Source organism: Leifsonia sp. NPDC058230 (assembly GCF_042882245.1).
Lineage (GTDB): Bacteria > Actinomycetota > Actinomycetes > Actinomycetales > Microbacteriaceae > Leifsonia.
This window is the reverse complement of record NZ_JBHVWM010000005.1, coordinates 427,408-446,428: the sequence shown is the minus strand read 5'-3', so window position 1 is coordinate 446,428 and position 19,021 is coordinate 427,408. Positions and strand designations below refer to the sequence as shown.

The window sequence follows — 19,021 nt, the reverse complement described above, 5'->3', positions numbered from 1 at the left end:
GCCCGCCACTGCTCATCGGCACCCCTCTTCCATTACGGTGGGTGGTAGCCGTTTCCGGAGGGGGGACACCGGGGACGAGGTTCAGCCCGGAACCGACCTCAGGAGTCGTCCCGCATGGTCAAGCAGGCTCGTGCTCAGCTCACCAGAGAAGCCATCGTCGCGGGCGCGGCCGCGGTCTTCGAGCGTCAGGGATACGGCAGCGCTTCGATCGCGGACATCGCGACCGCCGCATCCGTCACCAAGGGCGCGCTGTACTTCCACTTCCCGTCGAAGGACGACATCGCCCGGGCCGTCATCCAGCGCCAGCACGAGATCTCGTTCTCTGCCGGCACCGCCATCATGGAGCAGGGATACCCGGCGCTCGAGACGATGATCCGGCTGTGCGCCGGCCTCGCGGGCCAGCTGCTCAGCGACCGGATCGTGCAGGCGGGCATCCGTCTCACAACCGAGGTCTCCAACTTCGAACGCCCTGTCGCCGACCCCTACGAGGACTGGCTGGCCACCTTCGAGACACTCACCAGCCGCGCCATCGACGAGGGCGATGTCGACCCGCGGGTCGAGCCCGCGATCCTGGCACACTTCATCATCCCCGCTTTCACGGGGGTTCAGCTCGTGTCGGAGACGATGACCGGCCGCAAGGATCTGCGCGAGCGCGTGCAGCAGATGTGGGCGATCCTGCTGCCGGGGATCGTGCGGGCGGAGCGGTACGAGGCGCTCAAAGGGCTGCCCGAGTTGATTGCTGCCGATCGCTGACGGGCAGCCGCGATCACGCAACTTGAGCGCAGCAGGGACCGAGCGATCAGTTCAACGCACCAGTGAGCAACTTCTGGGCCTCGATGAACTTGTGCTGGAGGATCGATGGATTCTCCGCCGCGAATGTGGGTCGGATGGGAAAGCAGATCAGTGGCGCGGTCGAAGCTCCCGGACGAAGCCTCACCTCGAGGCTGCGAATTCTGCGCAGGCCGAGCCTTCCACTACCAACAGTCATGCGCTCCACGAGCGGTGCGGCGATGAACACGCGAACCTGCGGGTCGTTGACGCCTGCAAAGAATCGCAAACCATCGGGCGATGCATCCATGACCCCGTAGCGGACTCGGGGAATCGGCCCGGTCGGAGCGGCTGGTTCCCAGAGCCGTTCGTCTGCTGCGAACAGGATCTGGACACCATTTCGATTGCGTTTGCGGACCTTGCTGAGCATGCGACCTACAGCCGCGGCGAAGCTCAGATAGATCACCAGCACGACTACAACTGCCAGGAACAGGCCGAGGAACGTGGATGCCGCAAAGCGTGATCCCGAGCCGTACAGCCGCGCGATCTGGGACACCGACGTGATTATGAGGACGATGCCCACCAGGCAATAGAGGGCGATCCTTGCCGAGAGTCTCATTTGTTTGCCTCCCGGCTTTGCCAGTAGTGGATGCTAGACCGGTGATCGCTGCGCCTGCTTCCCCGCCGAACAGCAGCGTAACGCCCGCCGCACCGAAGGTGAGACCGGCAGGGGTGAACGTCTGTAAGGCAACCCGTTGATTCGGTCACGACATCCGCGCTTCGCGAACCGGCACCTATTCGTGTCGGCATTCAGCTTCGTCCGCTTTTGCGCCAGGCCGGCTCTTCGCCCACTCCGTTTCGCCTGCAATGTATGACCCGAGTCGCCGGAAGAGTTTCTCCTCACTCGGGATGTTGAAGTCCGGCCGTATCCACGGCACAAAATCCAGCAACGATTCGTCGGAGTCGAAGAACTCGTACGCATCTTCGACATTCTCGATGCTTCGTGGGCGTTGATCTGAGGCCACAACGAGCGCTACAAGAATCCAATACCGTCTTGACTCCGCTCCACGTGGACTCGCAAGGCCCCTCGCGAGGACCTCAAACTTTTCGAGCTCGTCCGAAAGCAAAAGAGCAATCTGCTCGGCTGGTCCGCTGAGCGGAGCACCTTCCGCCATCTGTTGCGAGAAGTAGCTCACACAATCCGCTGGCGACAGAAGACCCCGGAGATATCCATACTTGATGTCCGACTCGCTCGGTGCGGCCACCTCGGTCGCTTTGCGGATCGTTACTGCTTCACTGACGTTCACGGCACTCCACTGAGACAACTTGCCTGTGGGCCAAGCAAGGTCGTAGTGCTGACGGAATCAATCCCATTGATCGGATCCCATTCCAAACTGCTAGTTCTATGTATGGATACGTGGCGGCGGGAGCTCATCTCAGGACGCCCAACCAGCTCCCGATCGCGACCAATACCCCGGCCGCAAGCACGCCGACTAGAGCTCCAAGGGGCGCTCGGCCCCTCGCCCACGGCAGCGGAATCTTGTACCAGGGAAGCTTGACCGGATCGCCGACCCACCTTTCTCCGTCGTGGTAAAGCCAGCGATTCACACCTGGGGTGTACCGATAGTAGCCGGGGATTGGAGATTGCGGGATGGCAGGAACATCCTCATCGGGCAGATCGTCTTGTGTCATTTCGTCCTCCAAAGCCAACGCCGATCCGCCAGAACCTCCGAGATACGGTGACGATGAGTGAGGCCCAGCACAAGCGAGCCTTCGGAGGCGATTCGCTCATCCCCTATCCCAACTCCCCAGTTCGGTCGTGGACGATTCCGCTGAACCGATCGTGAGACCCACAATCCTTGCCCGCGCAGCTTTGATGGCTTTGTGCCGCACCGGCCATAGGCCGAGCAGGCCCAGCTTTTGGACCCTCCACCTGAGTTCACGGTCTGTTCCGGCGACAGTCATCACCAGACTGGACTGCCGAAACCCGCGCTTCCGGGACTCCTCCACCACGATCGCCACCACCTCGCTCGCGGGAAAGCTGGCTGCCCGTTTCGGATCACGGATTCCACGCCAGACGGATATCGCTTCAGAATCAATGCTGAGCACGGGATTGGCCAAGCCGCGCCTCAGGGGCCGTGAGGCGTCCGCTAACGCGAAGCTGTTCATCGTTTCAAGGAAGTCTTCCGAGACGCGGGCGATGAAGACATAGGCGTCTGGCACATTCCGTTTCACCCGTGACGCCTCAGCAACTTTGACAACCGAGTAGATGAGCGTGGAGACGACGCAGAGGATCACCGCCCCCACAAGAACGGTGAGGAAGATAGCCAGATTACGACTGCTCCGATCAGGGGACTGCGCAAATTGGGCTATGAGTCGCACAGCTGCGCCACTCACTACCAGCAAGGATGCACCCGACAGCCAATAGGCACTACGCGCAGTTTGCCTGTCCTTCACGAAACCCTATCCTCGCTCGAAGTTCCTTTGATACTGCCATTCGTCATCACTTTGCCGCCAAGAGAACTGCGATGCCACCGACAATCATTAGGACCCCAATAGCGGCGATGAATATCCCGGCAACACCGACCCAGATCGGCGTCTGCAGCCGCCCTGCTGTCTCAGCAGTCTTGTGCCCGAACATCGCCCCCTGGGAGTCCACTGTCCAGTCGCGAATTCGTGCGCGAAAGATGAATACCAGAATGCCCAGGCACAGCGCTATCGGCCCGACGATAAGGTTCGGCAGTACAGTTCCCATGTCTCTTCCTTCTGCCACGCCTAGCCGCCGCCGGCGCTACATCCAACTTCGCACCCGCAGCGTAGCGGAATTCAGCGAGGCGATTCTTGATCTCAATTACTCGAGGCCGAGATTTTGCTTTCGAGCTGGGCAACCAATGTTCGAACGTCGGGCTTCGCTCCGAAGAAGCGCTCCGATTGGAGAACGAGCGTGATCGGAAGCGGATGGCTACCGTGAATCTCAACAGCCCTGCGAAAGGGCCTGTCGATGGCGGAGAAGCTCTGGATTGACACCCACGGAATGCTGAGGATCGCCACGGACGGAGATCTGGTCCATATCTTGACTTCTCTGTCGTCCGCCAGGACTGTGAGCGGCAAGGATGCCTGGTATCGGAGCGCTCCGGATACAAACGAAGGCACAAGCCTCTCGTATGACTTTCGATTCAGGTAGCCGCCGAATCGGGCAAGCGATTCAGCTGAGTTCGGCAGCGATTTTCGGCTCGCGGCGACGACTGAGAGATTCACCAGTCTGGCGAGAGCCACCAGCGCAACGAATGCGACGAAGGCGATGAGAGCCATCACAAGGTTCTCCGACGGCCGACCGTTTCCAGCGAAGAAGAGGACGCCGACGAGCACCACCATCGGAGCCAAGACAGCGAGAACTACTTGCGCGACGGAGAAGGCCCTGCTGAACGTAAACATCTGCACTCCTCCTGGGTTACCGTTCCCGACGAGGCGGCCCGGCCGGGCGCTCGCTATGCCGTGCTGTGAGCGTCTGACGCTCGGCGATGATCGGTTGCCTCTTGGTTCGCTGGTAGTTCGGCACGAGCGTCACCCCGATCGACGTCCTCGACCACCGCGACGAGTTCCAGCTACGCGCTACGCCTATCGAGTTGCACCAAGCACTATCGCAATAGCCCCGACCACGACGGTGAAAACGCCGACGAAGAGAAGATATCTGGAGTTGATGAACAACGGTGGCCGCACGTCGGCGCGTTGAGCTCGTATGATCAGCCACTCGGAAGCCATGGCTCGCAAAAACACCAGACTCACACCTGCGAGCACGAACCCAGCTCCGACGCACAATGCGATTGCGGCAAACGCCGTCATGAGTGACCCAACGCTGTGACGATCCCGCCGATGACCACACGGTGACTTTCTGCCGAAGGACGGCTGGACTCTGCAGGCGGTCCCAACTGAAGTGCGCAGTCTCGAAGTAGGCCCAAGTTGCTCATTCGGAGCAAACCTAATCTTCCTCCGTGCGCCGCCGGTCGCCGCCGTCAGCGTCTTCGCCCTGAATCGACGACGCGGCATCCGACACCAGTCGGTCCTCTTCTTCTTTCTGCTGGCCTCCCCGAATACGCAGAAAGGACCCACCAAACACGGTCGCAAAAGCAATCGGGCCCGTCAACCACGTCAATTGCAGTGCAGGAAGAATCAGTTGCACTGCGAGCACGCAGACGAGAAGCGCAGAGCCAGCAATGAAGGTGGCACGAGACCACGTTCGCAATTGGACGCTAGAAAATGCCCTTGAAGTACGCACCAACACCTCCGTGTGTCCGGCAATGTAGCCTGATGCAACCGAGTATTCCCCACGCGACATATTGCATGACCTTCGTGAGCCGGCGGATGGTTTCCAGTGGGTCCATTGAGCTGAACCTATCGACGTGCGTTACTGCAAGAAACCAAAGAATCGTGAGAGTTCGTACAGGAATGCGCCCAGAACAAGGGCCAACGCTCACCGGCCGGATGCGGAACACGACTCAGCAGACACGTCCGCCGACGCCGAAAAGGCGCCGACGGGGACCGTCACACCCCCAATCTGCGACGGTCGAGCGGCGTCGGCGCCCTCCCGAAAATGATACACGCAACCGGACGGACGGTATGTTTCAGCCGGTCAGCGCTCCCAGTCGACCTTGAAGCCCTCGGCCGCGCCGAAGCGTTCGAGGTGGCTCGCGAGAACGGTCTCCACGCGCTCGAGGGTCTCCTCGTCGTCGGCCACCGCCGTCAGCACGATCCTGCCGGGTTCGACCAACACGCGACCCTCCGCATCGCCGATGTCCAGCGCGTGGCCGTTGGGAACCTCTCGCGTCGTCAGCTTGGTGCTCAAGTGCGAGACGAGTTGTTTGGCCCAGCGTTCCGGGCGGTCGGTGCGCACTTCGGCGCGGGAGGAGAGCGCATATTCGTTCACCTGCCCCACGATACTCACCGGTCACCCGGCGTCGATAGGGTGGGCTCGTGCCCGAGACCTTTCCGGCGACCGCCGACTTCTCCGCCCTGACCAGGCCGATCACGATGGCCGAGGTCGCCGCGTACCGACGCGAGACACGAGCAAGCGGTGCGCCGTGGAGCCGCAACACGATCGCGGTGGTCCTCTGGACGGTGATCGGCGCGATGGTGGCCATCTTCGTCTTCATCCCCGTGTTCGCCTCCTTCGCGACCGGCTCGCCCGGGTCGTCCGCGCTCTTTCTGGTTGTCGCAGTGGTCGGCATCGCCGTGGCCGTGGCGCTCTCGATGCTGGCGTCGCGGACCAAGTGGGGCGGCTGGATGCGCCTCGACCGCTTCGCACGCGCCAACGGCCTGACCTTCACCCCGGTCACCGGCCCGCCCGCCTACGCCGGCGCGATCTTCCAGGAGGGGTCGGAGCGCCGCATCCGGGACCGGCTCACCGCCACGACCGGACGCTACTTCGACATCGGGAACTACGAGTACACGACTGGATCGGGCAAGTCACGTCAGGTGCACCACTGGGGGTACCTCGCTGTGCGGCTCGACCGGCCGATGCCGCACATCCTGCTCGACGCCAAGAGCAACAACGGACTCTTCGGCGCCACCAACCTGCCCGAGGTCTTCGCACGCTCGCAGCGTCTCTCGCTCGAAGGCGACTTCGACCGGTACTTCACGCTGTACTGCCCGCGCGAATACGAACGCGACGCCCTCTACCTGCTGACGCCCGACCTGATGGCCCTGCTCATCGACGAGGCCCAGGCGTTCGATGTGGAGGTCGTCGACGACTGGATGCTCGTCTACTCCTCGGCCCCGTTCCGCATGACGGATGCGTCCGTCGTGCGGCGGCTGTTCCGCATCCTGGCCACCGTCGGCAGCAAGACCACCGACCGGGCGGGACGCTACAGCGACGATCACGCCGGCGCCGAACCGGGGCGCTCGATCGCGCCCCAAGGCCGCCGGCTGCGGCAGTCGTTCCCGGTGCTGGGCCTCGTGATCGCGGCCTTCCTCGTCGGCTGGTGGCTGATCGACCTGTTCACGGCACGGTGACCGCGGCGCCCAGCTTCTCGACAGGCTCGCCGGTACACTGACATCGGGGATCGCCGGCCAGAACCACGGTGACGGATGCGGGGCAGCAGTGAGCACGAAACGCAAGAAAAAGCGGGTGACGCTTCTTCTCGTCTTCATCGACGCATGGTCGAGCGTGAAGCTCGCGTTCCTCGTGGCGTTCGCGCTGGCGGCCGTGACCATCGTCATCACGTTCCTCGCCTGGAACGTGCTCGCCAGCACAGGCCTCCTCGACACCGCCCGCGGTCTGCTCACCGACATCGCCGGCGCGCAGGGCTCCTCACTCCTCGACGGGATGACGTTCGAGAGCGTGATGGCCTTCACCGGTGTGGTCGCGTTGCTGGAGCTGATCATCGTCACCGCGCTCGGCGCCGTGTTCGCCGCCCTCTTCAACCTGGCCGTGCGGGTGACCGGCGGCGCGAAGGTCGGCTTCGGCAACGACTGAGCCGCAGCTCGCAACCGCAACGGTCGCGACGACGGGCGAGCGCGCGGCGTTCAGCGTGAAACGGCGAGCCGCTCCAGTCCCGTCACGAGCAGCGTCACGCCGAACTCGAACGCCTCGCCCTGGTCGACGCCGCCGTCGAGCGCATCCGGAGTCGCCCCATCGGCGAGCACACCGAGACTGTCGTACTGGAGTCGCTGCTGTTCGTGCGAGACGTGGCCGAGGATGAAGTGAAGCAGGGCGGTGGCCGCACGGTGAGCGGTCTCGTCGTCGAAGCCACCGGCAGCGATCGCTGCGCTGAGACGCTCCAGGGGGGCGGATGCGCCGAGCCCGAGCGCGAACGTGCTGGAGACCACCTCTGCCCCGTCGCGGTAGGCGAGCAGAGCATCCCGGAGCCCCGCTGACTCGGCGCGGGTGCGGGCGACCCAGTCGGCGTCGGGATCGACGGCGGGCGCGTGCTGCGCGACGATGCGGTCGGCCAGTTCGGCCAGCAGTGTCTGCTTGTTGGGGAAGTGCCAGTAGAGGGCGCTCGGCTGCACGTCGAGCGCGGCGCCCAGCCGCCGCATCGTGAGGTCGGGCAACCCGAGCTCGTCGAGGATGCGCAGGGCGGCCTCGGCGACGTCGTCGCGGGAGTGCCGCACGTTTCTGGAGTTCGCGCTTTCCGTTCCGGCCATGCCGTCAGTATAGTGAACGCAGTTCAGGTGAACGGTGTTCAGGTGAACGGCGTTCAAGAAACCTCCGGAAGCACCACAGAAAGCAAGGTTCCCCATGACTCGTCGACTGCGTATCGACGCCACCGACATCGCGCGGATCGCGGTGTTCGCCGCCATCGTCGCCGTGCTCGGACTGCCGGGCGGGATCTCCGTCTTCGGCGCGGTCCCGATCACCGCGCAGACACTCGGCGTGATGCTGGCCGGCGCGATTCTCGGCCCGTGGCGTGGGGCGCTCTCGATGCTCGTGTTCGTCGTGCTCGTCGCTGTCGGCCTCCCGCTGCTCTCAGGAGGGGCCGGTGGAATCGCCGTGTTCCTCGGTCCGTCGGGCGGCTACATCGTCGGCTGGATCTTCGGCGCCTTCGTCACAGGCGCGATCGTGCACGCCGGAGGCCGCAAACCGACCTGGCCGCGAACGATCCTCGGTGCGGTGGTCGGTGGCATCCTCGTCGTCTACGCGTTCGGCATCCCGGTGCAGTCGCTGATCACGCGGCTCCCGCTCGCCGAGACCGCGCTGCAGAGCACCGTGTTCCTGCCGGGCGACATCGTCAAAGCGGTCATCGCCACCGCGATCACCATGACGCTCGTGCGCGCGTATCCCCGTGCCTTCCGCTTCGCCCAGCGCCCGGCCGCGCCGGCCGTAAAGGAGGCGGCCGCAGACGCTGCGGTCGACTCCGAGCCCGGCACCCGTGTTCCGTGATGCCGCGCCGACGGATGCGGCGCCGCGTGAGCCGGAGGATGCGCCGATGAGCGAGCTCTCCCTCCGCGACGTCACCGTGAGCCTCGGCGACCGGGTCGCCCTCGACGGCGTGACCCTGACGCTCGATCAGGGGCGGATCGCCGTGATCGGATCCAACGGCTCGGGCAAGTCGACGTTCGCCCGGCTCCTCGGCGGCCTGATCGCCCCGACAGCGGGCGCGTTGAGCGTGCACGGTCTCGATCCCGTGCGGGATGCCGCTGCCCACCGCCGCCGCACCTCGTTCGTGTTCAGCAATCCGGACGCCCAGATCATCATGCCGACCGTGGCCGAAGACGCCGCCTTCTCGCTGCGCGGCGAGCGCCTCCCCCGCTCCGAGTCCGCCGCGCGCGTCGAGGCGGCACTCGCCGAGTTCGGGCTGGCGGAACTCGCCGCCCAGCCTTCGCACGACCTCTCGGGCGGGCAGAAGCAGCTGCTCGCGCTATGTGCCGCGCTCATCCGGAACCCCTCGCTGGTGATCGCAGACGAACCGACGGCGTATCTGGATGCTCGCAACAGCATCCGGATCGCCGACCACCTCCTCTCCGACGCGGCCGCTGCCGCCGGGCGCCAGCTGGTGCTCGTGACCCACGATCTGCGACTGGCCGCGCGGTGCGACGTCGCCGTGCGCTTCGAGGACGGCCGGCTGATCGACGTCGGCGAGCCGGCCGAGGTCGTGGACCGTTACGAGGTGAGCCTGCGATGCTGACGCTCTACCGGCCGGGAACCGGGTGGCTGCACCGCGCACCCGCCGGCCCGAAAGCGGCCGGGCTGCTCGTGGTCGTGATGGCCGTCTCGTTCCTGCCGTCGACGTTCTGGGCGGCCGCGGTTGCTGCGCTGGTCGCGACCGTCGGCTACCTCGTCGCGGGGCTCGGCTGGCGCGAACTCGGCCGGCAGACGCGCTCGGTGCGCTGGCTGATCCTCATCACGCTGACGTGTCAGCTGCTGTTCCTCGGCACCGAGGCCGCCGTGGCCAACACCACGCGGGTACTCGCCGCTGTGCTGCTTGCCTCCCTGCTCGTGCTGACGACGCGCGTGTCCGACCTGCTCGACGCGTTCGAGCGGGGACTCCGACCGTTCGCCCGGTTCGGGGTCGACCCGGCGCGCATCGCCATCGTGCTCGCGGTCGCCGTCAACACCATCCCGGTGCTCGCCCGCCTGGCGGCCGGCGTTCGCGAGGCCCAGCGGGCGCGGGGCGCCCGGGCGAGCCTCCAAGGGTTCGTGATCCCGTTCCTCGTGGTGTCGCTCAAGCATGCGGACGACCTCGGAGACGCGCTCACCGCGAGAGGCGTAAGGTGACCGGGATGCGCATCCACGGCCAGACGATCGACGAGCAGACCCGCTGCGTGCACTACGGCACGGCGGAAGACGTCATCGCGATCAAGTTCGCCTGCTGCGGCCTCTACTACCCGTGCCACCTCTGCCACCTCGAAGACGCCGACCATCCGGCGCAGCAGTGGCCCGTGAGCGAGCGCGACCAGCTCGCTGTCATCTGCGGGGTCTGCTCGACCGAGCTCACGATCGCCGACTACCTGCAGGTCTCCGGATGCCCGACCTGCGGCGCCGCCTTCAACCCCGGTTGCCGACTCCACACCCACCTGTACTTCCAGACCGCCTGAGGCTCTGCCGGCCGTGTGTCGGCGCGGGTCGGCCGTGTGTCGCCGCTGACTCGCGGCAGATCGACCTTCCCGGCCGGCGGGAAGGTCGATCTGGCGCGAGTCAGCGCCGTTGCGGGGCGGCGCCGCGCGCCGCGTCAGACCGCGAGCACGACCTTGCCGCGAGCGCGGCCCTCGGCGAGATGCCGGATGGCGTCGGCCGCGTGCGCCAGCGGGTAGACCGTGTCGATCGCCGGGTCGAGGCGGCCCGCCTCGACCAGGCCGGCCAGCTCCGCGAGATCGGTGGCGTTCTCCTTGGAGATCAGCCCGGACAGGGTCTGCTTCGTGAAGCCGTTGAGGACTCCCGCGAGCACCACCCGGCCCATCCCGCCGAGCAGCGGTCCGCCCGCCTCCCCTCCGACGAGGACCAGCGTTCCGGTCGGCGCCAGGATGCCGCGCAGCCGCGAGAGCCGCCGGTTGCCCGCGGTGTCGATGATCGCATCCCACTTCTCCGTGCCTGCTGTCACATCGTCCACGGTGTAGTCGATCACCCGATCGGCGCCGAGTTCTCGCACCAGGTCTGCCTTCGCCCCGCTGCACACGCCCGTGACCGCCGCCCCGAGCCCGGCCGCGAGTTGCACGGCGTAGCTGCCGACGCCGCCCGCCGCTCCGATCACGAGCACGCGCTGCCCGGCCTGCACGCCCGCGGCGCGCACCGCCTGAATCGCCGTGACACCGGAGATCGGCAGCGCGGCCCCCTTCTCGTACCCGAGTCCTTGCGGCATCGACACGACGTCCGGCTCCGACGCGACCAGATACTCGGCGAAGCAGGCCTCAGCGCTGCCGAAGACGTCGTCTCCGGGAGCGAAGCCGGTCACCGCAGCCCCGACGGACTCGACCCGGCCAGCGTACGCGAGCCCGCGCACCGGCTGCTTCGGGCCGCGCATCCCGAACCCGATCACCCGCATCAGGAGCGGACGGCCGGTCAGGAGGTGCCAGGTGCCCGCATCCACCCCCGCGGCCCGCACCCGCACCAGCACCTCGTTCGGCGCCGGCGTCGGGATGCTGAGCTCGGTCTCCTCGAGAACGTCGTACGATCCGTAGCGTCGTTGCGCGATCGCTCTCATCATCGTTATGCGGTCTGTCTCGTTCATGATGGTGCCTTTCGGGTCAATCGGGATACTGGAAAACGGAGTCGAGGGGAACCCCGAACACCTTGGCGATCTGGAACGCCATCTCGAGGGAGGGCGAGTACCGCCCCTGCTCGATGGCGATCACGGTCTGGCGGGTCACACCGATCCGGTCGGCGAGGTCGGCCTGCGTCATCTCGCCTGCCGCGAAGCGCAGCGAACGGATGCTGTTGGTCACCCTCGTCGGCTTCACCATTCGGGGAGTCCCGCGCGGTAGGCGACGAGCTTCGCGACGGATCCGACGATCGCCGAGACCACGAACCCGAGATAGACGACGTTGGCGATCCAGAAGTAGTCCGCCTGGAACACCGCGAGCAGCATCGCTCCGAGAGCCCCGATCACGACGAACGCCTGACCGACTCGGTCGCCGAACCATTTGATCTGCTTGTCGCGCAGGTCTGTTCGGTCGTTCGGTTTGGGCGATCCGATCGCGACGAGGATGCCTCCGATGATGCCGGCGACGATCGCGCCGCCGATCGTCCACAGCAGCGGCGGAACGTAGTCGACCTCCACGAGCGGCACCGTCGCGGTCTGCGACAGCACCAGGATGAGGTAGACCGTGTAGCCCACCACAGAGATGACGAGAAACGCCCAGGCGTTCTTCTCTTCGAATGACATCATGGCTCCCTGTAAAGAATTATTGACATGCTCAAGGTAAAACAAACGCGACAGCGTGTCAAGAATTATTTACTCGACGCAGAGAGCGCTCCCCTGTTCATTGCGGCCGCATAAGGAACTTCTCACCGGCGATTCCGCCCGACCCGAGCCGGCGCCGTCGATAATGAGCAGATGTCCGACTCGCCGTCCGAGCCAGGCGCGCGACCGCGCGTGCGGGTCTCGGTGCGGGTGCGCATCCTCGCGACCCTGCTGCTCGCCGCTGGAATCGGGATGGCTGTGGCCGGCGCGACCGCTTACCTCCTGCAGCGCGAGCGCGTGCTGGCCACCGTCGACGAGCGCCTCACGACACTGGTCTCCGACGCGAAGACCGTGGCGGCCGACTCGGGTGCGACCACGCTCGACGGAGTGATGACCGCGATCATCCAGCGCCTGCGACCGGGTGCGAACGAGTCGAGCCTCGCCATCATCGACCGGGCGCCCGCCCTCTCCCCCGGCGGCAGCGTCGACTTCCGGCTCGACGGCAATGCGGCCCTCGTGACCCGGGTCGTCTCCGAGACCGCGGACGGCGACGTCGTCCGCGGCACCGTCACGGCCGACGGCCGAACCCTCCGCTACATCGCCGCACCCGTGCAGGTGAGCTCGGATGCGCGCACCGGAAGCTTCGTCGCCGCCGTCGACCTCCAGGCTGAGCTCCGGCCGCTGACCGACGCGTTCACCACCTACGCGCTCGTCGCGGCCATCGCACTGGTGGCCGTGGGGATCGTCGGCTGGTTCGTCGCGGGGCGGCTGCTGCGGCCGATCCGTTCGCTGACGAACGCCGCCAACCGGATCACCGCATCCGACCTGTCCGAGCGCATCCCGGTGGCCGGCAACGACGACATCTCGCAGCTGACGACGACGGTGAACGGGATGCTCGACCGCCTCGACGACGCCCTCACCGCCCAGCGCCAGCTGCTTGACGACGTCGGGCACGAGCTGAAGACACCCCTCACGATCGTGCGCGGGCACCTCGAGCTGGTGGACGTGTCCGACCCTGCCGACGTGGCCGCATCCCGCGACCTCGCGATCGACGAGCTCGACCGGATGAGCGGGCTCGTCACCGACATCACCCTGCTCGCCGACAGCGGGCGCGCGGGCGGGTTCGACCTCGCGCCGGTGGATATCGCCGACCTGACCGACCGCATCCGGGCGAAGGCGGAAGCGATGGCCGACCGGGAGTGGGTGGTGTCCGAGCGTGCCCACGGCATCGTAGACGTGGACGCCGACCGCATCACCCAAGCGATGCTGCAGCTCGCGGCGAACGCCGTCGCCTACGGCGAAACGGCCGGCGGGAGGATCGAGCTGGGCAGCGCGCTCGACGCAGACGCCCCGGACGGCGGGCAGCTCCGGCTCTGGGTTCGCGACTTCGGTCCCGGCATTCCGCTCGATGCCCAGCAGCGCATCTTCGAGCGGTTCCAGCGCGGACCGTCGACACGCGGACGAGGTCCCGGCGGCTCGGGGCTCGGGCTGGCGATCGTATCGGGCATCGCGGCCGCCCACGGCGGACGCGTGACCGTCGACTCGCAGCCCGGCGAGGGCGCGACGTTCACGATCATCCTTCCGCTGACGAGAGGAACGACATGACCGGCATCCTCATCGCGGAGGACGAGGACCGCATCTCGTCCTTCATCGAGAAAGGGCTCAGAGCGGCCGGGTTCCAGGCGACCGTGGTCCGCACGGGTCCGGATGCGCTGAGTCACGCATCCACGGGCGATTACGACCTGCTCGTGCTCGACCTGGGGCTCCCCGGCCTCGACGGTCACGAGGTGATGCGGAGCCTGCGGGCGGGCGGGTCGACTATGCCGGTGATCATCCTGACCGCGCGGTCGTCGGCCGAGGATGTGCTCACCAGCCTCGAAGGCGGAGCGAACGACTACATGCCCAAGCCGTTCCGGTTCGACGAGCTGCTCGCACGCATCCGGTTGCGGCTCAGTGACGCCTCGAAGGTCGTAGAGACCGTGCTGGAGGTGGAGGGCCTCGAGCTCGACACCCGCACCCGGCGCGCCACCGCCAAGGGGAGGCAGGTGGACCTGTCGGCGCGCGAGTTCGCTCTGGCCGAGGAGTTCCTGCGCCACCCGGGGCAGGTGCTCAGCCGCGAGCAGCTCCTGAGCAGGGTGTGGGGATTCGACTTCGACCCGGGGTCCAACGTCGTCGACGTCTATGTCGGCTACCTGCGCCAGAAGTTCGGGGCGGAACGCATCGAGACCGTACGAGGAATGGGCTACCGACTCGTCTGAGTCGGCAGCCCATCCGGTGGTGCTGCGTCAGTCGTGGTTGGGGCCGTCGTCGTGACCACCGCGACCGCTGCCGCCGTGCCCGCTTCCGCCGTGGCCGCTGCTGTCGTCGCTGCCGTCGTGACGGTCTCCACCGTGGTCGTCGCCCGGCTCGACCTCACCGCGACGGTGGTCGTCACCGAGGTGCGGGTTGTCCTCCACGGTCGGCGTCGGGGACGGAACGGCCGGACCGGGAACGACCGGGGTCGTCGGCGCCACGGTGGGCGGGGTCGGCCGCGAGGAGTCCTCGGGCGAGGGTGTGGGGCTCTGACCCGACGTGGGGTCGTCGGTCGAGGTGCCCTGACCGCCGTTGTCGTCGACGACCTGGCTGCTCTGGTCTGCGTTGGCCGCGACCGCGAATCCGACCCCGCCCGCGATGAGGGCGGCCGTGACGACCGCGGAGGCGATGAGCTTTGAACGCTTCGTGCTGAGAACGGACATCGATCTTCCCTTCGTCTGCGCCGCGAGGGCGGCGGTTGGTGACTGGCTTCGTGCCATATCCCCACCCTCGCCGGTGCTTCTAAGACGATGGAAAGCCTGCGATGAGAGAGCTCTTAGCCGGCGACGACTCAGTCGTCGTCGCTGCCACCGCTCTTCCCGCTTCCGCCGCTATCGTCGCCGCCGCCGCCCTTGCCGCGGTTGCCGTTGTCTCCGCCGTGGTCGTCGGCCGGAACGGGCGTCGGATCGGGGACGACGACTGCTCCCGTGTCGGTCGGTGTCGGGGTCGAGCTCGGTGTTCCGGTGGGCGTCGCCGGACCGGTTCCCGTCTCGACGGACACACCGGTGACACCGACGGATTCGCCGGCCTGATCGGGCAGGCCGGTCGCCACGGCGAACGCCACACCGGCAGACGCGAGCACGAGCGCGACCGCGGCCGCTCCGAGCGCGAACGCCCAGCGCGATTGCCGCCTGCGCTGCTCCATGCCCGTTCCCCGTTCCGGGCGGGATGCCCACCCTTCCCCCCATTGTCCCCTGCGGTGCGACGGGCGGCACCGGGCGGGGATGAGAATGCTCTTATTCCGCGTCCCGCGAGCATTCATTCATGCCGCTGATGAATGGCAGAAGCGTCGTCTATTGGAGTCGATGAATAACCCTGCGTAGCATCGAAATCAGACATGAATGCACCTGACCTGAAGATCGAGATCGTCGTCCGCGACCACCTGGGCGCGATCGTCGCCCTGATCACCGACAGCGGCGTGGTCGACGCGACGACCGCTTCGTCCCAGATCTCCCGGGGCGAGGCACGCTACGTCGCCGGTCCCGATTCGTGGGTGCGCACCCCGGTGAAGGCGATGCCCGGCATCGGCGGCGGCTACCTCTTCGCCAACTGGGACGGCTCCCGGCGCAACAATCTGCACGACCTCGCTCCGGGCCGCATCCCGGTGCGCCTGCCCCTCCCGGCCGAGGCCGAGGCCGAGGCCGAGAGCGAGCCGCGTCAGCCCGGGATCCTCTCCACCATCCGCCGCGCCTTGCGTCTGTCGCGGCTGCGTGCGAACGGGACGCCGTGCCCGCCCGCATCTCCCGCGAGCTGCTGACGGGCCGCATCCCGCGCCCCAGCGCATCCCGGCCCCATCCTCGCCGAGTCGCGGCACATCGACCTTCCCGGAACTCGGGAAGGTCGATGTGCCGCTAGTCAGCGCGCTCGAGTCGTCAGGCCGATTTGCGCCGGCGGAACACTCCCACGAGCAGGAGCGCGATCCCCGCGAGCGACACGATCAGAGCGATCGCCAGCGGGGTGGTGATCGACGATCCGGTGGTCGCAAGGCCGGCGATGGACCCGTTCGCCGCGGTGACCGTGAGGGCCGTCGATCCGGTGACCCCCGACGTCAGTCCGGTGAGCACCAGCGTGTGAGCGCCCGCGGGGGTGCTCGCCGGGATGGTGATGCGCGCGCTGACCGTACCCGACGGGCTCGCGATGAGGCTGGCCAGTTTGACCGGGGTCGAGTGCAGCCAGACCTCGACCGTCTCACCCGCTGTGAACCCGCCGGCTGACAGCTGGAGGGCTCCGCCGGCCGAGATCGTGCCGACCGAGATCGTGACCGGCGTCGTCGCTGCGAGAGCGGTGCAGTCGACCGTCCCGGCCCGGAGCGCATGCCCGTCGTCGTTCGTGTCGTCGGACCAGAACGCCGGCTTCAGCCCGTTGACGCATTCCGCCTGCGGCGCCATCGCGAAGCCCTCGTTGTTGAGGTTCGGCATGCCCGCGGGCCGCGCGAACGCCTGGTCGACCGCGAACGTGCCCGCAGAGGCGCCGGTCGTCGCGATCGTCAGCGTCTCGACCTGGCCGCTGCAGGTGTCGTCGCAGACGGCCCAGAGCTTCTGGGTCTCCTGGTCGAACTGCAGTTCCATGACCCCGGCCATACCGCTGCTGATCGTGGCGACCCTGGTGAAGTTCCCGGATGCGGTGAGCGCGTATGCGTAGATCGTCCCGTTCGCCTCGGCGCCGACGAAGAACAGGCCGTCGCCGTGCCCCGGGTACGAGGCGGGCGAGTACGCCGAGCCGGTGTGCGCATCCGTGAAGCCATGCGCTGTCAGGTACGAGTCGGAGATCCACGTCACCGCTTCGAGTCCGAGGTTCGCGCCCAGCGGCGGGAGGTCCGCCGTGAGGTTCCACTCGGCGGTGGCGTTGAGCGAGGTGCCGCTCTGCGACGGGTCGAAGCGGAGCACCTCGGGCCGGCTCACCCCGCTGTCGGAGTTGTTGCGCTCCGTCGAGACGTAGACAGCGCCTCCGGTCACCGTCACGCCCTCGGAGTCGGGGTCGCCGGTGCCGTCCGGGTAGTGCAGCGCCTTGCCGGCCGCCCATCCGTTCGCCGTGTCCGGAGTCCAGATCGTGCCGTTCCAGACCAGGCGGAACAGGGTTCCCGGGCCGTTCTTGACCGCCCAGAGCACGCCCGGCGCGCTGGTTCCCGAGGGCTCGTAGAAGAGACCGCTCATGTTGCCGCCGAGCACGTTCGCGTCGTCGACGGTGTTCACGGCCGCTCCGCCCGGCCACACCGACGTCGAGACCTGGCCCGGGCACGCGTTGGCGGCACCCTTCGTCGAGGCGCTGGTCGTGGTGAAGGCGCCGGTGCCGTTCGGGCAGCGCCCGTACGTCGTGGCGGCGTGCGCGGTCCAGGAATACGAGTCGATCAGGGTCGTGCCATCGGGCGCGAAGAGGCGCGCCGAGTCCGCGCCGCCGAGACCGAACGACGGGTCGACGTCCTCAGCGAGGTAGCCGTTCGCGGCGATCGTCGAACCGGCCGGCAGCGTGAAGGTGTGCGAGTCGTCGTTGTCGCGCAGGATGTAGCCCGACAGGTCGACCGTGGACGTTCCGTTGTTGATGAGCTCGATCCAGTCGCCCGGCGTTCCGCCGTCGGACTCGACCTCGTTGATCTTCACCGGCACGCTGCAATCGTTCGCTGCACCCTTAGTGGAGGTGGTGCTCGCGAACGCTCCGCTGCCGTTCGGGCAGCGTCCGTACGTCGAGGCCGCGTGCTGGGTCCAGCTGTAGGAGTCGACCAGGGTCTGGCTCGCGTCGAAGAGACGCGCAGAATCCGGTGCACCGAGGCCGAAGCCGAGCGTCGACTCCTCGACCACGAAGTACCCGCCCGCGGCGATCGTCGAACCGGCCGGCAGCGGCACCTTGGTGTGGGTGTCGTCGTTGTCGAGCACCGACCATCCGGTCAGGTCGACGGATGCGCCGCCCGTGTTGATCAGCTCCACCCAGTCGCCAGGGGTGCCGCCGTTCGACTCGACCTCGTTGATCTTCACACTGGAGACCGGCGCCGCCGCACAGTCGTTGGCCGCGCCCTTCGTGGTGCTGACCGTGGTCACGAAACTGCCGGTCCCGTCGGGGCAGCGGCCGTAGCTCGTCGCTGCGTGGGCGGTCCAGGAGTAGGTGTCGAGGAGGGTCGTGCCGTCGGGCGCGAACAGACGCGCGGAGTCCGCTTTGCCGAGCCCGAAGACCGGGTCGACATCCGCCGCGTAGAAGCCTCCGGCCGCGATCGTGGTGCCGGCGGGGATGGGGAACACGTCGGTGTCGTCGTTGTCCTTCAGGATGTACCCGGATGCGTCGACCGGAGTCGCGCCCGTGTTCACCAGTTCGATCCAGTCGCCGGGGACGCCCTGGTCGGACTCGACCTCGTTGATCTTGAGCGCGGTCGAGACCGGGGCGGAGCAGTCGTTCGCAGCCCCGCGGGTCGAGGATCCGGTCGTCGTGAACGCTCCCGTGCCATCCGGGCAGCGCCCATAGGTGGTCGTCGCGGCCGCGGTCCAGGTGTACGTGTCGACCAGCGTGGTGCCGTCCGGCTCGAACAGACGTGCGCTGTCCGCGCCCCCGAGTCCGAATTCCGGGTCGACGTCGGCCACGTAGTAGTCGCCCGCTGCGACGATCGTGCCGGCCGGGATGGCGAATGTGTCCGCATCCTTGTTGTCGCGGACGATGAAGCCCGACAGATCGACAGGATCGGTCCCGGTGTTCTTCAGCTCGATCCAGTCGCCAGGCGTTCCGCCGTCCGACTCGACCTCGTTGATGACGACGGTGGGTGTGGCGGCTGCGGCCGGGGCGGCCAGGGCCGTCAACGGGGCCACGACCACCAATCCGGTGACGAGGGCGGCGATGAGGCCGCGCCTATGAGTGCGCACGCG

Annotated in this window: 23 protein-coding genes; 10 read left to right on the top strand and 13 right to left on the bottom strand. The window is 67.1% G+C overall.

The window, feature by feature from the left end; translation table 11 throughout:
- The first annotated feature begins 114 nt into the window (after window positions 1–114).
- Window positions 115–753 carry a ScbR family autoregulator-binding transcription factor gene (locus ACFVV0_RS18190; RefSeq protein ID WP_387066286.1) on the top strand — a complete coding sequence of 213 codons (639 nt, stop codon included), beginning with the start codon at window positions 115–117 and terminating at the stop codon, window positions 751–753.
- Between the two features lie 46 nt (window positions 754–799).
- Here the strand turns inward: ACFVV0_RS18190 and ACFVV0_RS18185 are convergent, their stop codons facing one another.
- The 6 genes from ACFVV0_RS18185 to ACFVV0_RS18160 all read right to left on the bottom strand — a co-directional run bounded on the left by ACFVV0_RS18185 (window position 800) and on the right by ACFVV0_RS18160 (window position 5,692).
- The gene (locus ACFVV0_RS18185) at window positions 800–1,387 is read right to left on the bottom strand and encodes a hypothetical protein (protein WP_387066284.1); all 588 of its coding nucleotides are present in this window, start codon (window positions 1,385–1,387) and stop codon (window positions 800–802) included.
- 175 nt (window positions 1,388–1,562) lie between these two features.
- Complete coding sequence (locus tag ACFVV0_RS18180) at window positions 1,563–2,075, bottom strand: hypothetical protein (protein ID WP_387066282.1); 513 nt, start codon at window positions 2,073–2,075, stop codon at window positions 1,563–1,565.
- A gap of 481 nt (window positions 2,076–2,556) precedes the next feature.
- Window positions 2,557–3,225 (bottom strand): hypothetical protein, encoded by a 669-nt coding sequence (locus tag ACFVV0_RS18175; protein ID WP_387066280.1) that lies wholly within the window; start codon window positions 3,223–3,225, stop codon window positions 2,557–2,559.
- Window positions 3,226–3,271: 46 nt separating this feature from the next.
- On the bottom strand, window positions 3,272–3,523 hold the full coding sequence (locus ACFVV0_RS18170) for a hypothetical protein (RefSeq protein ID WP_387066278.1): 252 nt from the start codon (window positions 3,521–3,523) through the stop codon (window positions 3,272–3,274).
- A gap of 92 nt (window positions 3,524–3,615) precedes the next feature.
- Window positions 3,616–4,203, bottom strand: a complete 588-nt coding sequence (locus ACFVV0_RS18165; RefSeq protein ID WP_387066276.1) for a hypothetical protein — start codon at window positions 4,201–4,203, stop codon at window positions 3,616–3,618.
- A gap of 1,195 nt (window positions 4,204–5,398) precedes the next feature.
- Window positions 5,399–5,692 carry a DUF2218 domain-containing protein gene (locus ACFVV0_RS18160; RefSeq protein WP_387066274.1) on the bottom strand — a complete coding sequence of 98 codons (294 nt, stop codon included), beginning with the start codon at window positions 5,690–5,692 and terminating at the stop codon, window positions 5,399–5,401.
- A gap of 47 nt (window positions 5,693–5,739) precedes the next feature.
- Here ACFVV0_RS18160 and ACFVV0_RS18155 point away from each other — a divergent pair, with 47 nt between their 5' ends.
- On the top strand, window positions 5,740–6,777 hold the full coding sequence (locus ACFVV0_RS18155; protein WP_387066272.1) for a hypothetical protein: 1,038 nt from the start codon (window positions 5,740–5,742) through the stop codon (window positions 6,775–6,777).
- 115 nt (window positions 6,778–6,892) lie between these two features.
- Window positions 6,893–7,240: a DUF3566 domain-containing protein gene (locus ACFVV0_RS18150; RefSeq protein ID WP_387066270.1), complete on the top strand. Its 348-nt coding sequence runs from the start codon at window positions 6,893–6,895 to the stop codon at window positions 7,238–7,240.
- A gap of 50 nt (window positions 7,241–7,290) precedes the next feature.
- On the opposite strand, the gene ACFVV0_RS18145 is transcribed toward ACFVV0_RS18150, so the two are convergent.
- Window positions 7,291–7,911: a TetR/AcrR family transcriptional regulator C-terminal domain-containing protein gene (locus tag ACFVV0_RS18145; protein WP_387066268.1), complete on the bottom strand. Its 621-nt coding sequence runs from the start codon at window positions 7,909–7,911 to the stop codon at window positions 7,291–7,293.
- Window positions 7,912–8,005: 94 nt separating this feature from the next.
- Between ACFVV0_RS18145 and ACFVV0_RS18140 the strand changes: the two genes are divergently transcribed.
- From ACFVV0_RS18140 to ACFVV0_RS18125, 4 genes are read left to right on the top strand one after another with little or no spacing between them, the layout of a single operon-like run.
- Window positions 8,006–8,647: a biotin transporter BioY gene (locus ACFVV0_RS18140; RefSeq protein WP_387066263.1), complete on the top strand. Its 642-nt coding sequence runs from the start codon at window positions 8,006–8,008 to the stop codon at window positions 8,645–8,647.
- Window positions 8,648–8,693: 46 nt separating this feature from the next.
- Window positions 8,694–9,392 carry an energy-coupling factor ABC transporter ATP-binding protein gene (locus ACFVV0_RS18135; RefSeq protein WP_387066261.1) on the top strand — a complete coding sequence of 233 codons (699 nt, stop codon included), beginning with the start codon at window positions 8,694–8,696 and terminating at the stop codon, window positions 9,390–9,392.
- Window positions 9,386–9,982 carry an energy-coupling factor transporter transmembrane component T family protein gene (locus tag ACFVV0_RS18130; RefSeq protein WP_387066259.1) on the top strand — a complete coding sequence of 199 codons (597 nt, stop codon included), beginning with the start codon at window positions 9,386–9,388 and terminating at the stop codon, window positions 9,980–9,982. The genes ACFVV0_RS18135 and ACFVV0_RS18130 overlap by 7 nt, the downstream gene beginning before the upstream one ends.
- 5 nt (window positions 9,983–9,987) lie before the next feature.
- Entirely contained in the window at window positions 9,988–10,302 is a 315-nt protein-coding gene (locus tag ACFVV0_RS18125) for a CHY zinc finger protein (RefSeq protein ID WP_387066371.1), read from the top strand.
- Between the two features lie 134 nt (window positions 10,303–10,436).
- Here ACFVV0_RS18125 and ACFVV0_RS18120 read toward each other — a convergent pair whose 3' ends face one another.
- The 3 genes from ACFVV0_RS18120 to ACFVV0_RS18110 are packed head-to-tail and all read right to left on the bottom strand — an operon-like array spanning window position 10,437 to window position 12,089.
- Complete coding sequence (locus ACFVV0_RS18120) at window positions 10,437–11,432, bottom strand: NAD(P)-dependent alcohol dehydrogenase (protein WP_387066257.1); 996 nt, start codon at window positions 11,430–11,432, stop codon at window positions 10,437–10,439.
- Window positions 11,433–11,448: 16 nt separating this feature from the next.
- Window positions 11,449–11,664 carry a helix-turn-helix transcriptional regulator gene (locus tag ACFVV0_RS18115; RefSeq protein ID WP_387066255.1) on the bottom strand — a complete coding sequence of 72 codons (216 nt, stop codon included), beginning with the start codon at window positions 11,662–11,664 and terminating at the stop codon, window positions 11,449–11,451.
- Window positions 11,658–12,089: a hypothetical protein gene (locus ACFVV0_RS18110; protein WP_387066254.1), complete on the bottom strand. Its 432-nt coding sequence runs from the start codon at window positions 12,087–12,089 to the stop codon at window positions 11,658–11,660. Before ACFVV0_RS18110 ends, ACFVV0_RS18115 begins: the two co-directional genes overlap by 7 nt.
- Window positions 12,090–12,257: 168 nt before the next feature.
- On the opposite strand from ACFVV0_RS18110, the gene ACFVV0_RS18105 reads away from it, so the two are divergent.
- Together ACFVV0_RS18105 and ACFVV0_RS18100 are read left to right on the top strand one after the other, a co-directional pair.
- A complete protein-coding gene (locus ACFVV0_RS18105; protein ID WP_387066252.1) occupies window positions 12,258–13,709 on the top strand; it encodes a sensor histidine kinase in 1,452 nt (483 codons plus the stop codon).
- On the top strand, window positions 13,706–14,362 hold the full coding sequence (locus ACFVV0_RS18100; protein WP_387066250.1) for a response regulator transcription factor: 657 nt from the start codon (window positions 13,706–13,708) through the stop codon (window positions 14,360–14,362). Before ACFVV0_RS18105 ends, ACFVV0_RS18100 begins: the two co-directional genes overlap by 4 nt.
- 27 nt (window positions 14,363–14,389) lie before the next feature.
- Here ACFVV0_RS18100 and ACFVV0_RS18095 read toward each other — a convergent pair whose 3' ends face one another.
- Together ACFVV0_RS18095 and ACFVV0_RS18090 are read right to left on the bottom strand one after the other, a co-directional pair.
- A complete protein-coding gene (locus ACFVV0_RS18095; RefSeq protein WP_387066248.1) occupies window positions 14,390–14,839 on the bottom strand; it encodes a hypothetical protein in 450 nt (149 codons plus the stop codon).
- 128 nt (window positions 14,840–14,967) lie between these two features.
- Window positions 14,968–15,321 (bottom strand): hypothetical protein, encoded by a 354-nt coding sequence (locus ACFVV0_RS18090; protein WP_387066247.1) that lies wholly within the window; start codon window positions 15,319–15,321, stop codon window positions 14,968–14,970.
- 192 nt (window positions 15,322–15,513) lie between these two features.
- On the opposite strand from ACFVV0_RS18090, the gene ACFVV0_RS18085 reads away from it, so the two are divergent.
- Window positions 15,514–15,933 carry a hypothetical protein gene (locus tag ACFVV0_RS18085; RefSeq protein ID WP_387066246.1) on the top strand — a complete coding sequence of 140 codons (420 nt, stop codon included), beginning with the start codon at window positions 15,514–15,516 and terminating at the stop codon, window positions 15,931–15,933.
- Window positions 15,934–16,048: 115 nt separating this feature from the next.
- Here ACFVV0_RS18085 and ACFVV0_RS18080 read toward each other — a convergent pair whose 3' ends face one another.
- Window positions 16,049–19,018, bottom strand: a complete 2,970-nt coding sequence (locus tag ACFVV0_RS18080; RefSeq protein ID WP_387066245.1) for a lamin tail domain-containing protein — start codon at window positions 19,016–19,018, stop codon at window positions 16,049–16,051.
- Window positions 19,019–19,021: the final 3 nt, after the last annotated feature.

Bases quoted from the DNA above. Each gene is read 5' to 3' on its own strand.
- ACFVV0_RS18190 (WP_387066286.1), top strand. From the start codon at position 115: ATGGTCAAGCAGGCTCGTGCTCAGCTCACCAGAGAAGCCATCGTCGCG.
- ACFVV0_RS18185 (WP_387066284.1), bottom strand. From the start codon at position 1,387: ATGAGACTCTCGGCAAGGATCGCCCTCTATTGCCTGGTGGGCATCGTC.
- ACFVV0_RS18170 (WP_387066278.1), bottom strand. From the start codon at position 3,523: ATGGGAACTGTACTGCCGAACCTTATCGTCGGGCCGATAGCGCTGTGC.
- ACFVV0_RS18165 (WP_387066276.1), bottom strand. From the start codon at position 4,203: ATGTTTACGTTCAGCAGGGCCTTCTCCGTCGCGCAAGTAGTTCTCGCT.
- ACFVV0_RS18145 (WP_387066268.1), bottom strand. From the start codon at position 7,911: ATGGCCGGAACGGAAAGCGCGAACTCCAGAAACGTGCGGCACTCCCGC.
- ACFVV0_RS18140 (WP_387066263.1), top strand. From the start codon at position 8,006: ATGACTCGTCGACTGCGTATCGACGCCACCGACATCGCGCGGATCGCG.
- ACFVV0_RS18135 (WP_387066261.1), top strand. From the start codon at position 8,694: ATGAGCGAGCTCTCCCTCCGCGACGTCACCGTGAGCCTCGGCGACCGG.
- ACFVV0_RS18130 (WP_387066259.1), top strand. From the start codon at position 9,386: ATGCTGACGCTCTACCGGCCGGGAACCGGGTGGCTGCACCGCGCACCC.
- ACFVV0_RS18125 (WP_387066371.1), top strand. From the start codon at position 9,988: ATGCGCATCCACGGCCAGACGATCGACGAGCAGACCCGCTGCGTGCAC.
- ACFVV0_RS18120 (WP_387066257.1), bottom strand. From the start codon at position 11,432: ATGAACGAGACAGACCGCATAACGATGATGAGAGCGATCGCGCAACGA.
- ACFVV0_RS18115 (WP_387066255.1), bottom strand. From the start codon at position 11,664: ATGGTGAAGCCGACGAGGGTGACCAACAGCATCCGTTCGCTGCGCTTC.
- ACFVV0_RS18110 (WP_387066254.1), bottom strand. From the start codon at position 12,089: ATGATGTCATTCGAAGAGAAGAACGCCTGGGCGTTTCTCGTCATCTCT.
- ACFVV0_RS18105 (WP_387066252.1), top strand. From the start codon at position 12,258: ATGTCCGACTCGCCGTCCGAGCCAGGCGCGCGACCGCGCGTGCGGGTC.
- ACFVV0_RS18100 (WP_387066250.1), top strand. From the start codon at position 13,706: ATGACCGGCATCCTCATCGCGGAGGACGAGGACCGCATCTCGTCCTTC.
- ACFVV0_RS18095 (WP_387066248.1), bottom strand. From the start codon at position 14,839: ATGTCCGTTCTCAGCACGAAGCGTTCAAAGCTCATCGCCTCCGCGGTC.
- ACFVV0_RS18090 (WP_387066247.1), bottom strand. From the start codon at position 15,321: ATGGAGCAGCGCAGGCGGCAATCGCGCTGGGCGTTCGCGCTCGGAGCG.
- ACFVV0_RS18085 (WP_387066246.1), top strand. From the start codon at position 15,514: ATGAATGCACCTGACCTGAAGATCGAGATCGTCGTCCGCGACCACCTG.